A 13,424-nucleotide genomic window follows, 5' to 3' on the forward strand; every position below is an offset into this window, starting at 1 on the left:
AGTTCATTTTCCGTCGAAGATCATGGGCCGGTATCGACCCACGGGCCTTCGGTGGCAGACCTCTGGATTGCTTCCACGAGTTGCTGAATGCGCTGGCCCGATCCGAAGCCAAAGGGTTCGGGATGCCTGCCGGCGATGGCGTTGACGAAGCCGGCGATCTCGATGGCCTTGAGGTCGTTGAAGCCCAATTGATGGCCAGGGGCAACGCAGAACAACCCGTAAGGAGTGTGGTCGGGGCCCGCCTCTATGCGGCGAAAACCCCGCCGACCCTGCTTGTCTGCGGCATCGTAGAAATTCAGCTCGTTGAAACGCTCTTGCGTGAAAACCAGCGCTCCCTTGGTGCCATAGACCTCGAAATCGTGCTGCATCTTGCGGCCCGTGGCGATCCAGCTTGCCTCCAGGCTGCCGGAAGCCCCATTGGCGAACCGAAGGAAGGCTCTGCTTAAATCGTCGACCTCAACCTGCCGTCGCCCGCCCTTGCCATCAGGCCGGCTGGCGATCACGGTGGCGCTGTCGCCCTGGACGCGTTCGATCGGCCCGAGGAGGAACTCCGCCGTCGCCAAGGCATGGCTGCCCAGATCCGCCAATGCCCCGCCGCCGGCCGGATCATGCCGGAACGTGAAGGGGCTTTCGGCATCGGCCATATAGTCCTCGGCGTGAATACCCCGATAGCTGCGGATCTCGCCGAGTTCGCCACCGCGGATCATATCGCGGGTGAGTGAAAACAGAGGGTTGCACAGATAATTGAAGCCGACCTGGGTACAGACGCCGGCCTCTTGCGCGGCTTGCGCCATTTGGGCCGCATCCACGGCGGTGGTCGCGAGAGGTTTTTCGCAATAGACGTGTTTGCCGGCCGCCAGCGCGGCAAGCGCCATTTCCTTGTGCAGAGCGTTGGGGGCCGTGATGTCGATCACGTCGATGTCGGGATCGACGACGAGGGATTTCCAGTCGCTGGATGACTTGGCAAAGCCGAGCGTCCGTGCCGCCTCGGTAGACAGATCGTCGGTGCGATCCGCCACAGTATGCAGCACGAGTTCATAGGGAAGGTCGAAGACACGTTGCGCGGCTGTAAATCCGAACACGTGGGTTTTGCCCATGAAGCCCGTGCCGATGAGGCCGATCCTGAGCTGCCTTTTATGAGCTGGCATTGAGATGTTCTCTGTTGACGACGAGTGCGGGATCGATCGCGCCGGAAAAGAAATCCAGCACATTCTGGACCGATGAGATGGCCATCCGCTCGGCGCATTCCGCCGTCAGGCCGGCGATATGCGGTGTGAGGATCACCTGATCGAGCCCAAACAGAGGATGATCGGCGAGGGGAGGCTCATCGTCGAAGACATCGAGACCCGCGGCCGAGATCCTTCCCGTGCGAAGCGCGTCGAGCAGCGCAGCCTCGTCGACGACGCCGCCTCGCGCCGTGTTGACCAGGATTGCCGACGGTTTCATGAGCGCCAGTTCGTCCGCGCCGATTGCCGGGCGTTCTCCTCTCGGTACGTGCACGGATATGGCGTCAGCCCAAGCCAGCCCCGCCCTCAGGTCGCTCACGCAGGCAACCGCGCCTTTAGGCCAGCCCAGACTTTGGAGATAGGGGTCGAATGCCCGCACTTCCATGCCGAAGACGGCGGCAAGCTTGGCAAGTTGCCGCCCCGTGCGGCCAAACCCCATGATGAGGAGACGTTTGCCGAAAAGTTCAGTGGCCTCGAGCCGGTTGCGCCAGGCCCAGCCGGCCTCCCGCACGGAACGATCCGCCCGCAGCAACTGCTTGGCGCAAGCAAGCATCAACATCATCGCGTGTTCGGCCACCGATATCGAATTCACGTCGCCCACGATCGAAAGAGCGATGCCCTTGCTGTTCAATGACGCCAGATCGACGGCGTCGTAGCCGACGCCGTGCCGGGAAACGATCCTGAGCCTGGCGGCATGTGCGACCGTGGCGGCCGAGAGAGGCTGCGTGCGAATGATCAACCCGTCCGCAGCGGAGATGAGAGGGGCATAGCTGGCCTCCGAGACCTCTTCCACATAGTCGAATGTCACGCCGGCATCAGACCGCAAAAGGGTGATCCCGCTCGGATGCAGTTTGCCCGCGACGAGTATATGCGGCATCGTTTCCTCCGACCAATTCTGACGACTGGCTGTCTCGATCATCTCACGGCCCGCCACGGGACCGGGGCTGGCCCGTGAGAGACCAGCCTTTTGCGTCTCTGTTCGACTAATGATGCAATGGTGATTGCAATTATCTTGCTTTGTCAATAATCATTTCGTAAGCAGTATAAAAATCGCAATTGCGAGGGAGGAACACGATGTCCGCCACCATTCGTCTCACCATGGTCCAGGCCCTGGTGCGCTACCTGTGCAACCAGTTCACAGTCGTGGATGGCGCGAAGGTGCCTCTTTTTCCCGGCGTTTTTGCTATCTTCGGGCATGGAAACGTCACCTGTCTTTCGGAGGCGCTGGAAGCCGTCAAGGACACGCTGCCGACCTGGCGAGGCCAGAACGAGCAGTCGATGGCGCTCGCCGCCATCGGCTTTGCCAAGGCCAAGCGCCGGCGCCAGATCATGGTCGCGGCGACCTCGATCGGGCCCGGCGCCCTGAACATGGTCACGGCCGCCGGCGTTGCCCATTCCAATCGCCTGCCCGTGCTGCTGCTCTCAGGGGATACCTTCATCAACAGGCGACCTGATCCGGTCATGCAACAGGTGGAACATTTCGGCGATCCGACCATTAACGTCAACGACGCCTTCAAGGCGGTGACGCGCTATTGGGATCGCATCGTGCATCCCGAGCAGATCATCTCCTCGCTGCCGCAGGCGGTCGGCGTGCTCCTGGATCCGGCCGATTGCGGGCCCGCTTTCATCGCGCTTCCGCAGGACGTGCAGGAGATGGCGTGGGATTACCCGGAGGCGTTCTTCGAGCCGGTCATGCACCGGATACCGAGGGCCCGGCCCGATCGCGACCGCCTCGGCGAGGCGGTCAATATGCTGCGACAGGCCAAGCGCCCCCTGATCATTTCCGGTGGTGGGGTTCGCTATTCGGGCGCGGAAAAGGCCCTGGCTGATTTCGCGCAGAAGCGCGGCATTCCATTGGCCGAGACCATTGCCGGCAAGGGGGCGGTGACGCATGACCATCCCGCCCATGTCGGGCCGATCGGCATTGTCGGCTCGACATCCGCCAATGCGCTTGCCGGCGAGGCCGATGTCATCGTCGCCGTCGGCACGCGGCTGATGGATTTCACCACCGGCTCGTGGACCGCCTTCTCCCCGGCGGCGAAGTTCATCTCCATCAACGCGGCGCGCTGGGATGCCACCAAGCATCGCGCATTGGCGGTGGTGGGCGACGCCCTCGAAACCGTCGAGGAACTGGAAGCTGCGCTCGATGACTGGAAGGCGCCGGAGGCCTGGACGGCAAAGGGCGTGTCCGAATTCGCCACATGGAACGACATGCTCGACGGCTTCCAGAAACCCACCAATGATCCTATCCCGACCTATGCCCAGGTCGTGGGCGTGGTGAATGCCAAGGCCGGCGCAAGGGACCTGCTCATCACCGCTGCCGGCGGATTGCCCGGCGAAGTCATGAAGAACTGGCGCGTCAAGGATCCCAATACCTTCGATTGCGAATTCGGCTTTTCCTGCATGGGCTACGAGATCGCCGCGGGCTGGGGCGCCGCAATGGCCGATCCGACACGCACGCCCATCGTCATGATCGGCGACGGCACATACATGATGATGAACTCGGACGTCTATTCGACCGTCCTGAGCGGCCACAAGATCATTCTGATCGTCTGCGACAATGGCGGCTATGCTGTCATCAACCGCCTCCAGAACGCCAAGGGTACGCCCGGATTCAACAATCTCATCAAGGATTGCCGCGTGAAGGAGCCTTTCTCGGTCGACTTCGCCAAGCACGCCGAGGCGATGGGGGCGCTGACGCGGCGCGTGGAGAGCCTGGCCGATCTCGGCCAGGCCGTGGAATGGGCGAAGACGAATGACCGCACCACCGTCATCACCCTCGTGTCGGATGCCTTCACCTGGACGCCGGGCGATGCCTGGTGGGATGTCGGGGTCCCGGCCACCAGCGAGAGGAAGGAAGTACGCGAGGCGCATGACGCCCAAATCGCTGGCCGCCGGCATCAGCGAGTCGGCGTCTGATGGGCGTTCCCAAAGCTGACTGATTGTTACGCATGCGTTGGAGAATCTTATGAAAGCGAGACTTGGCATCGCGCCGATTGCCTGGTGGAACGACGACCTGCCGGAACTGAGTGACGACGTCTCCCTCGACGAGTGCCTGCGCCAGGCCCGCGAGGCGGGCTTCACCGGGATGGAGACCGGCCGCCGCTTCCCGATGGATCCCGCCGACCTCAAGCCTGTGCTGAACAAGCACGGCGTGAGCGTATGCGGCGGCTGGTTCTCAGGCCTGCTGCTCGACGGTGACCTCGAGCGGGAGAAGGAGCGCGTCGCTGCCCAGATGGCGCTCTTCAAGGCCGTCGGTGCTCCCTGCATCGTCTATGGCGAGACCGCCGGTACCATCCAGGGCGATCGCTCGGCGCCGCTCGCGACCAAGCGGCGGCTGAGCGAGGACGAGATCAAGGCCTATGGCCGCAAGATGACGGCCTTCGCCGAATGGTGCGCGGGGCAGGGGATGCCGATCAGCTACCATCATCACATGGCGGCGGCGATCGAGACCGAGGCGGAGCTTGACCTCCTGATGAAGCACTCGGGCGAAGCCCTGCCGCTGCTCTATGACGCGGGACACATGGCGTTCGCGGGCGGCGATGTCCTGCGGGTAATCGACAAGCATCACGCCCGCATCTCGCATGTCCATACCAAGGACATCCGGGCGGAGGTGGTTGATGGCCTCGATCGGGGCAAGGAGAGTTTCCTCGACGCGGTGGTGAAGGGAGCCTTCACGGTTCCCGGTGACGGCTCGCTCGACTTCGAGGCCATCGTGAAGCGCCTGGCTTCCTACGGCTATGAGGGCTGGTTCGTGGTCGAGGCGGAGCAGGACCCCGTCAAGAGCCCGCCGCTGCAGATGGCCAAGACTGGACACAAGGAACTGCTGCGCGTGATGGCAGCAGCCGGCTATACCGTGGAGAACTGACGACATGAACCGCATGGATGGAAAGATCTGCGTCGTGACCGGCTCGACGCAGGGCCTGGGTGCCGAGATCGCCCGGCAACTTGCTGCCGCCGGTGCCACCGGCCTGGTGACGCTTGGACGCAATGCCGCGAAGGGTCAGGCCGTGGCCGACAGGATCAAGTCGCAGACCGGCGTTCCCGTTCATTTCGTCAAGGCCGATGTCGCCGATGTCGGGGAATGCCGGCATGCCATCGCCGAAGCGGATCGCCTCTATGGCCGCGTGGATGTCCTGGTGAACGCCGCTGCCTGCACGGATCGCGGCACGATCATCGATACTTCACCGGAACTGTTCGATCTCATCTTCGCCACCAATGTGCGCGGGCCCTATTTCCTGATGCAGGAAGCCATCAAGCTGATGGTCCGTGATGGCGTCGCGGGATCGATCTGCAATATCGGCTCGATCTCCGAACATACCGGCCAGCCCTTCATCAATGCCTATTGCGCCTCCAAGGGCGCGCTGGCGACGCTGACCCGCAACACGGCGTTTTCGGTGATGAAGAATCGCATCCGGGTGAACCAGCTCAATGTCGGCTGGATGTCGTCCGACCATGAACGGGAGCTGCAGGCCGCGGCCACGGGTGATCCGGACTGGGAGGCCAAGGCTACCGCCACACTGCCGTTCGGACGGCTGGTCGACCCGGAGGAGGCCGCAAGAACTGTCAACTTCATCGTATCCGATGATGCCGGCCTGATGACGGGTGCCGTGGTCAATTACGACCAGACGGTGTGGGGCGGCTCGGCCGGCCCCATGCCGGTACCGGCCGAGGCGCTTGCGCTCGCCTGATGCCTTTCAGGAAAAATCCATTGTCCCGACTGGAAGCAGCCCGTCTTGGGCTGCTTCTTTTCAAGACCCGGGCGCATGCGTCCTGAACGCATGTATCCTGTGGAGGCGACAAGAGCTCTTCAGGGCTGCGTGACGATCGGGATGCGCGGCACGGGAGCCTTCTGCAGCCGAGCGGCCAGAGCTGCCGTAAGGGATTGAGCCAGGCACATCGGTGCGGCCAGGGATCTTGAGAACGTATACTGATGCTCGGGCACGGAGAAGAGAACCGTTGCACTCTTGGCAAGTGGCGAAAGGGTCGAATCCGTTATCGCCAGGATCGGCAGGCCCTTGGCTGCAGCCTGCTCGACGATGTTGACGACCTCGGTTGCGTAAAAGCGGAATGAAACGGCAAAGAGCAGGTCCGTGGGCCGCATGGTGCCGGCGATATGCGTGGAAAGACCGCCGCTTGCGTCCAGGAGAACCGTGCGTTTTCCCAGCATCGTCAGAATGTAGCGGGTGAGATCGACGATCGGCGCTGAGCGGAGCTGGCCCACCAGATAGATGGTGTCTGCCTTTTCCATCAGGTCCACGGCCTTTTCGATGGTCTCCCCGGAGGTCAAGTTCAACAATTCCTGGAGTGCGTCGATATCCCGTAGCACCAGGTCGTGCAGGAATCCCCAGCCGCCGACATTCTCGCGGTCGCTCAGCTCGGTCTCCAGGGCCTTGATTCTAGCCTGGAAACCGGGAGCTGCGGTCGATAGGCGCCGCTGAAAGACCGCCTGTACTTCCTTGAAACCCTTATATCCCAGCATCTGGGCGAAGCGTACGAAGCTGGATGCGTGGATACCACAGGTTTCTGCAATGGCGTTGAGCGACATGACCGCCACATCATTGGGATTTTGGGTCAGATACACCGCTATATTCTGATAGGCCTTGCTCATCCCGTCATATTTGTCGTGGATGATCCGAATTAGGTCCTCGTAGTCTTGCGGGACACTGTCGGCGCCCATGAATATTCCCTCTTTCCAATACGTCCGCGGTTCTCAAGCGTGCCATGTACAAATGGCGCTTCTAGCATAGGCATGCCGCGCAACGTTAGTCGCGCGACATGCCGGCATGGGCCCGAAACGAGACCCGGGAGGTCAAGCGGGATCGCTCGGCTGCGCAGAGCGTTCTCGTTTCGTCAATTGCCACCGCCGATACAGGTGGCGACATTGTCCGGCGTGCAGATGTCGAGACCGGTATAGCTCGGGTCCTTGGGCGCTGCCTTGCCGTCCTTGATGTCCTTCAGGTAGTACATGGCCTTGTAGCCCATCTCGAAAGGACGCTGACCCACATTGCCGGAGGCCAGACCTTCCTTGAGCAGGTCGATCTGCACAGGCAGCGTATCGGCAACCACGAGGGCGAGAGCGCCGGAGGCGATCTTGGCCTTGTATTTGGTCGCGACTTGCCGGTAGGCATCCGGCAGGAATTGCGGGAAGCCGCCTGTCGGGATGAAGGCGTCGAGATCGGGATACTTGCCGAGAGTATCTTCAAGCTGCTGCACCGATTTGGGGAAATCGTCATCGGTATAGAGCGGGCAGCCGTCGACTTCGGTCCAGCCATTTTGACCAGCCAGCCGATCGCCGGGGGCCTGGGCGCTTTCCTTGCCCGCAAGCGTATCGCGAATGCCCTGCATGCGCTCATTGTGATTGGCGGCAGCTGCGCCGCCGGACTGGATGCAGATCTTGCCGCCTTTCGGCTTGATCTTCATGGCGATCTTGGCGAGGTTCACGCCAATCTCGTAATTATGCGTTCCGACATAGGCGGCGCGCTCGCCCTTGGCGTCGGGCAGGAGATCGGAATCCCAGGTCAGGACCGGAATTTTTGCGCCAGCGGCACCCTGCAGCGCCGCCGCGATGGCCGGGGCGTTGGCTACGGAAACCGCAATGCCGTCGACGCCCTTGGTGATGAGGTCCTGCACCATCTGCGCCTGTTCGTCGCCGCCGCCATGCTCGCCAGGGCCGACATAGAGGCATTCGATGGCCCCGTTGAGTTCCTTTTCCGCCTTCTTGCAGCCGGCCATGGCTTGGTCGAAGAAGGGATTGTTGGTGTTCTTGGGAACCAGCGCGAAGGTAAGCTTGTCGGCGGCGTAGGAGCCACCGGCCGTGGCGGCAAGACCGACGGCAATCGCCGCCGTGGTCAGCAGATATCTCAACATCGTTTCCTCCAGATGGGTTGTTCGCCGTTTCGGGCGTTTCACACGACGCCGGCTTTGGCCGGTCATTCGCGTCGTTTGCCGCGGATCCGCTCGAGCAGCACCGCGAGAACCAGGAAGCTACCGACGAAGACGCCCTGCCAATTGGAGTCGACGCCGGCCATGAGAAGGGAATTGCGGATGACTTCGAGAAGGGCAGAACCGATGAATGCACCGAGTGCTCCACCTTCACCGCCCATCAGGTTCGCGCCGCCGATCACGGTCGAGGCGATGGCGCGCAGCTCGTAGCCCGTACCCAGGGAGTTGATCGCCGAGCCTGCCCAACCCACGCTCAGGATCGACGCGATGGCGCCGCTGAGCCCGGAAATGGTATAAGCCTGCAATTTGATGCGCTTGACCGGTACCCCGGTGAGGTTGGCCGCATGCTCATTGCCACCGACGGCGAGCAGATGCCGGCCCCATGTCGTCATGCGCATCACCACGAACATGGTCAGGGTCAGGACAACGAGCACCCAGACCGGGTTGGCGATACCCAAGATCGCACCAGCGCCGATCGACTTGAAAGCCGGGCCGCCGGGACCGAAATTGTAGAGCATCTTGTTGCCGGAAAGCACCACGGCCACGGAGCGTGCCGCCGACAGCATGCCCAGGGTCACCACGAAGGGTGATAGTCCCAGATAGGCGATGAGGCCGCCATTAATGGCGCCGGCGACGCCACCCGCCGCGAGGCCTGCAATCACCGCCGCGTACCAGGGATAACCTGCTTCCAGCGTGAGTCCGCAGGCGACTGCGACAAGGCCCATGATCGAGCCGACCGAAAGGTCGATGCCACCGGTGATAATGACCATGGTGGCGCCGAGCGCCATGATGCCGATGAAGGCGAAGTTGCGGGTTATGTTGTAGAAATTGTCTTCCGTGGCGAAGCGCGGCTCGCGGATGGACATGATGGCGCAAATGACGATCAGCGCGATTGTGACCCAGAAGGCCTGGCTCGACAGCATCGTCTGCCACAGCGACTTCTCCTTGACCGTCAGGACGGACTCGATGGAGACATTAGCTGGTGCAGGCGTATTGGCCTGCTTCGGGCGGTTGGAAGAAGTGTCCGTCATCGCGACCTCACGCCGTATGGATTGCGCCAGTAATGAGACCCGTAACTTCCTCCGGCGAGGTTGCGGCGATGAGCTTGTCGGCCACCTTGTGGCCGCGTCGCATCACGATCACCCGATCGCAGACCTCGAAGACATCAGGCATTCGATGCGAGATCAGTACGACGCTGATCCCAGCGTCGCGCAGGCGGTGGATCAGCCCCAGCACTTCGGCAACCTGCCTGACGCTGATCGCCGCGGTCGGCTCGTCCATCAGCACGATCTTAGCCTGGGACAGCCTGGTGCGTGCGATGGCGACGGCCTGGCGCTGCCCGCCCGACATTTGGCGGACGAGGTCGCGCGGCCGGGTTTCGGACTTCAGCTCACCGAAGAGTTCACCGGCTTTCTTGATCATCGCACCGTGATCAAGCCAGCGGAAAGGACCCGCTCGTTTCTTGATCTCCCGGCCGAGGAAGACGTTGGCCGCCGCCGAGAGGTTGTTGCACAGCGCCAGGTCCTGGTAGACGACTTCGATGCCCTTGGCCCGAGCTTCGACGGGCTTATGAAAATGCACGATCTCATCATCCAGGACGATTTCGCCAGAGGTGGGCGGGAAGTTGCCGGCGATCAATTTCACCAAGGTGGACTTGCCGGCACCGTTGTCACCCATCAAGCCTACGATCTCAGCTCTGCCAATCGTCAATTCGACGTCCGTCAGTGCTTTGATGGCGCCGAAGCTCTTCGAGACTGACTTCAGCTGCAGCAGTGTCATTCCTCGCTCCCTGGTTTATTTTCTTGTTTGTCTAATCATGACACATCAACCGCAGGTTGCCACCGGGGAGGCGCCGATATCGACCGCTGCCTGGATCGATAGTCTCACCGCGAATGGTTCTGCCGAAGCCGAGGATGGCCCCGGGATGGCCAGTTGATTTGCTTTGCAATTTCTATTTCATGATTTTAAAAATTGCAACACTTATTGCGAGTGTGGTGCCGGCGCGACGATTTGAAACAATAATTGACTATTTTTATTTTTAGCAATAATCGTTGATTCATGCGGAAAACCGCGGTCACCCCGTCAAATGACCCGCTCCTGGGAGGAGAAGGCATGAAAGCCGAGCAATTTCGGATCGATACCTATCCCCCGCCGGATCGCCGCTTGAGACTGGGATTTGTCGGAGGCGGGCGGGGTGGCCAGGTGGGCGCCTGGCATGCTGCGGGCGCTCGTCTTTCCAATCGATGGGATATCGTTGCGGGCGCCTTGTCCACCGATCCTGCAAAGGCGAGGTCATCGGGCCGCGATTGGTTCCTGGCCGAGGATCGCATCTATGACGACTATCACGCCATGGCCGAGCGCGAGGCGGCTCGTGCCGATCCCGTAGATGCAGTTGCGATCTGCACGCCCAATCACACCCATTATGAGATCGCGCGCACATTCCTGCAGGCGGGCATCAATGTCATCTGCGACAAACCCCTGACGACCTCTCTCGAAGACGCCCAGGCCCTTGTCGCTCTCCAGAAAGACACCGGGCTCGTCTTCGGCGTGACCTATGCCTTTGCCTTCCATGCCATGGTGAGGCAGGCGCGGCACATGATCCTGGAGGGCAGGATAGGGCGGATCCGCCAGGTCCATGTCGAGTATTTCCAGGAATGGTCCTGCCTGGAAAAGAAACCAGACAGCGGCGAGGTCTCGTGGAGGCAGGATCCCGCCAGGGTTGGAAAGGCGTCTGCGATCAGCGACATCGGCACGCATGCCTTTCATCTGGCTGGCTATGTCACGGGCGAAGAGATCGTCGCCTTGAAGGCCGATCTGTATGTTTGCGGCCCGGAGCGCGGGCTGGAGGACACGGCCTTCATCAATGTGCGCTTGGCTGGCGGGGCGCCCGGCACGCTTCTGGTCACGCAGGTCGCCCCCGGCAATTACTGCGCTCTGCGTATCCGGGTCTATGGCGATCGGGGCGGCATCGAATGGGACCAGGAAAAACCGGAATATCTGCGGGTCAGCTATCTCGGACAGCCAGACGAGATGATCGTGCGGGGCAAGGAGGGGGCGATGCTCCCTTCCATCGAGAAGATGTCCACGCTGCCGAGCGGACATGGCGAGGCGCTCAGCAATGCCTGGGCCAATCTCTACACCGAATTTGCGGTGGCAATCGAGGCGAGAGCCGCCGAGCGTTCGTTGCCTGAGGGAATGCTGGAATTTCCCACTGCGCAGGATGGTGCTCGCGGGGTGCGCTTCATCCATGCCGCGGTGGAGTCTCATGAAAATGGCGGTGCTTGGACGCCGTGCGGGCCGGCGTAGAAGTCGGCCGGGGTCACTATCGGGAGGGAAGGCATGACTGTCAGGTTGGGGATTGTCGGCGTCGGCGTGATGGGCGCCGATCATGCGCGCACGATCGCTTCGCAAGTGGCAGGAGCGGTCATCCATAGCATCTACGATGCCAATCAAGAGCGGGCGCGGCAGATTGCTGACGAAGTCGGCGCCGCCGATGTGGCCGGCGATCCCAGGCGTCTCATTGACGATCCGCAAGTGGATGCCGTCCTGATCGCCTCTCCTGATGCCACCCATAAGGAGCTGGCGCTCGCCTGTGTGGCGGCCCGCAAGCCGGTACTGTGCGAGAAACCGCTTGCCCCGACTTCGCCGGAATGCCTCGAACTGATCGAGGCCGAACTCGCGGCGGGCCGGCGTTTCATACAAGTCGGCTATATGCGACGCTACGATCCATCCTATGTGGCGATGAAGAACCACCTCGCGGCAGGCCAACTCGGCAAGCCGCTGATGTTTCACTGCGTTCATCGCAATGTCGCCGCACCGCCCTGGTTCGACGGTGGCATGGCGATAGCCAATTCGGCCGTGCACGAATTCGATATTGCCCGTTGGCTGCTCGCCGGCGAATTGACGGCGATCTCCATATTCAGGCCCGCCAACATCTCAGGCCAATCGCCGGGAGCGCCCGTTTTCCTGGTGCTGGACAGTGCCGGTGGCAGCCTGGTGACGATCGAGGTCTTCAACGACGCGGCCTATGGCTACGATGTCAGGGGCGAACTCGTATGCGAAAAGGGCACTGTCGAGCTGCAACGGCCGGTTCATGGTGTCGTCAACCACGCTTTGTTGCAGGGGACCGCCTACCCCCTCGATTGGCGTCCGCGCTTCCAGGATGCCTATCGCCTACAGGCGCAGGGATGGATCGAAGGCATCAGGACGGGCAAGCCCAACGGTGCGAGTGCCTGGGACGGCTATGCCGCCACCCGCGTGGCCGAGGCAGGGATGCGATCGCTGAAGTCGGGCCTGCGGGAGGAAATCTCCGCCGTGCCTGTTCCAAAGCTCTATGGCTGATCCGGTTCGCGTCCGACGAGGCAAGATCTCTTGCGCAAATGCCGCACCGCTGGATCTGTAATCCGGCGATGCGGCCCTCCGGCGAGAGGTCAATAGGCCGATTTCACCGTCGACGGTGCGGCCGAAGCCTTTCCGTTGAGCTCCCTGAAACGCGCGACGCTGGCCTGGGCGGCTGCCGCGAGCAATCGTGAATCGCCCGATACGGTCGTCATGTCGAAACCCCATGCGATGGCGCGCGTCGCATAGTCGGGCGTGCCGCAGTGCAGGGCGGCGATCTTGCCCGATTTCCTGCACGCCGCGACGATCGTCTGCAGCGCCTCGATCATCTCCGGCTCCTCGCGGTCGAATGCCGGAGCCAGGCGTCCCTGATGCAGGCTGAAGGTCAGGTCGGCCGGCCCGACATAGATGCCGTCCAGCCCGGGTGTGGCAGCGATCGCCCCCAGGTTTGACATGGCTTCGGCGGTCTCGACCATTGCGAAGGCGAGGATCTCGTCATTGGCTTCGGCGGCATAGTTTGCCCCTGCCGAAAAATTGGCGCGCGTCGGCCCGAAGCTGCGCTGGCCAAGGGGGGGATAGCGCATATAGCTGACGAACTCGGCGGCCTGCCTGGCCGTGTTCACCATCGGGCAGATGATGCCATAGGCGCCGGCATCCAGCGCCTTCATGATGATGCCGGGTTCGAGCCAGGGCACCCGTGCCATTGGAACGACGCCGGAAGCGCGCACGGCCTGGAACATCGGCAGCAGCATGGAATAGTCGAGGGCACCATGCTGCACGTCGACCGTGACACTGTCATAACCCTGTGCGGCCATGATCTCCGCGGTGAACGGGTTGCCGATCGAGAGCCATCCGTTGATCGTGGGACGTCCCTCGGCCCAGGCCTGCTTCAGCTTGTTCTTGATCACGAGTGCC

General features: G+C 62.0%; 12 protein-coding genes. 5 read left to right on the forward strand and 7 right to left on the reverse strand.

What is annotated here, in order from left to right:
- Positions 1-20: 20 nt before the first annotated feature.
- Both ACZYTC_RS31695 and ACZYTC_RS31700 read right to left on the reverse strand, forming a co-directional pair.
- Entirely contained in the window at positions 21-1,148 is a 1,128-nt protein-coding gene (locus ACZYTC_RS31695) for a Gfo/Idh/MocA family protein (protein WP_488991448.1), read from the reverse strand.
- Positions 1,135-2,145 (reverse strand): hydroxyacid dehydrogenase, encoded by a 1,011-nt coding sequence (locus ACZYTC_RS31700; RefSeq protein ID WP_488991449.1) that lies wholly within the window; start codon positions 2,143-2,145, stop codon positions 1,135-1,137. Before ACZYTC_RS31700 ends, ACZYTC_RS31695 begins: the two co-directional genes overlap by 14 nt.
- A gap of 155 nt (positions 2,146-2,300) precedes the next feature.
- Here ACZYTC_RS31700 and iolD point away from each other — a divergent pair, with 155 nt between their 5' ends.
- From iolD to ACZYTC_RS31715, 3 genes are read left to right on the forward strand one after another with little or no spacing between them, the layout of a single operon-like run.
- Entirely contained in the window at positions 2,301-4,145 is a 1,845-nt protein-coding gene (gene iolD, locus ACZYTC_RS31705) for a 3D-(3,5/4)-trihydroxycyclohexane-1,2-dione acylhydrolase (decyclizing) (RefSeq protein ID WP_488991450.1), read from the forward strand.
- 49 nt (positions 4,146-4,194) lie between these two features.
- On the forward strand, positions 4,195-5,094 hold the full coding sequence (gene iolE, locus ACZYTC_RS31710; RefSeq protein ID WP_454817543.1) for a myo-inosose-2 dehydratase: 900 nt from the start codon (positions 4,195-4,197) through the stop codon (positions 5,092-5,094).
- Between the two features lie 4 nt (positions 5,095-5,098).
- Positions 5,099-5,917 carry an SDR family oxidoreductase gene (locus tag ACZYTC_RS31715; RefSeq protein WP_488991451.1) on the forward strand — a complete coding sequence of 273 codons (819 nt, stop codon included), beginning with the start codon at positions 5,099-5,101 and terminating at the stop codon, positions 5,915-5,917.
- A 119-nt stretch (positions 5,918-6,036) separates the two neighbouring features.
- Here ACZYTC_RS31715 and ACZYTC_RS31720 read toward each other — a convergent pair whose 3' ends face one another.
- From ACZYTC_RS31720 to ACZYTC_RS31735, 4 genes are all read right to left on the reverse strand, one after another.
- Positions 6,037-6,906 (reverse strand): MurR/RpiR family transcriptional regulator, encoded by an 870-nt coding sequence (locus ACZYTC_RS31720; protein ID WP_434960521.1) that lies wholly within the window; start codon positions 6,904-6,906, stop codon positions 6,037-6,039.
- Positions 6,907-7,079: 173 nt separating this feature from the next.
- Positions 7,080-8,096, reverse strand: coding sequence for a substrate-binding domain-containing protein (locus tag ACZYTC_RS31725; protein ID WP_434960522.1), 1,017 nt, complete (start codon positions 8,094-8,096; stop codon positions 7,080-7,082).
- A 62-nt stretch (positions 8,097-8,158) separates the two neighbouring features.
- Entirely contained in the window at positions 8,159-9,202 is a 1,044-nt protein-coding gene (locus tag ACZYTC_RS31730; protein WP_434960523.1) for an ABC transporter permease, read from the reverse strand.
- A gap of 7 nt (positions 9,203-9,209) precedes the next feature.
- The gene (locus tag ACZYTC_RS31735) at positions 9,210-9,950 is read right to left on the reverse strand and encodes an ATP-binding cassette domain-containing protein (RefSeq protein WP_149250197.1); all 741 of its coding nucleotides are present in this window, start codon (positions 9,948-9,950) and stop codon (positions 9,210-9,212) included.
- 333 nt (positions 9,951-10,283) lie between these two features.
- Here ACZYTC_RS31735 and ACZYTC_RS31740 point away from each other — a divergent pair, with 333 nt between their 5' ends.
- A complete protein-coding gene (locus tag ACZYTC_RS31740; protein WP_488991452.1) occupies positions 10,284-11,477 on the forward strand; it encodes a Gfo/Idh/MocA family protein in 1,194 nt (397 codons plus the stop codon).
- Positions 11,478-11,510: 33 nt separating this feature from the next.
- On the forward strand, positions 11,511-12,512 hold the full coding sequence (locus ACZYTC_RS31745) for a Gfo/Idh/MocA family protein (protein WP_488991453.1): 1,002 nt from the start codon (positions 11,511-11,513) through the stop codon (positions 12,510-12,512).
- Between the two features lie 89 nt (positions 12,513-12,601).
- Here ACZYTC_RS31745 and ACZYTC_RS31750 read toward each other — a convergent pair whose 3' ends face one another.
- Positions 12,602-13,417, reverse strand: a complete 816-nt coding sequence (locus ACZYTC_RS31750) for an HpcH/HpaI aldolase family protein (RefSeq protein WP_488991454.1) — start codon at positions 13,415-13,417, stop codon at positions 12,602-12,604.
- Positions 13,418-13,424 lie beyond the last annotated feature (7 nt).

It is taken from the genome of Labrys sp. F242 (assembly GCF_057813875.1).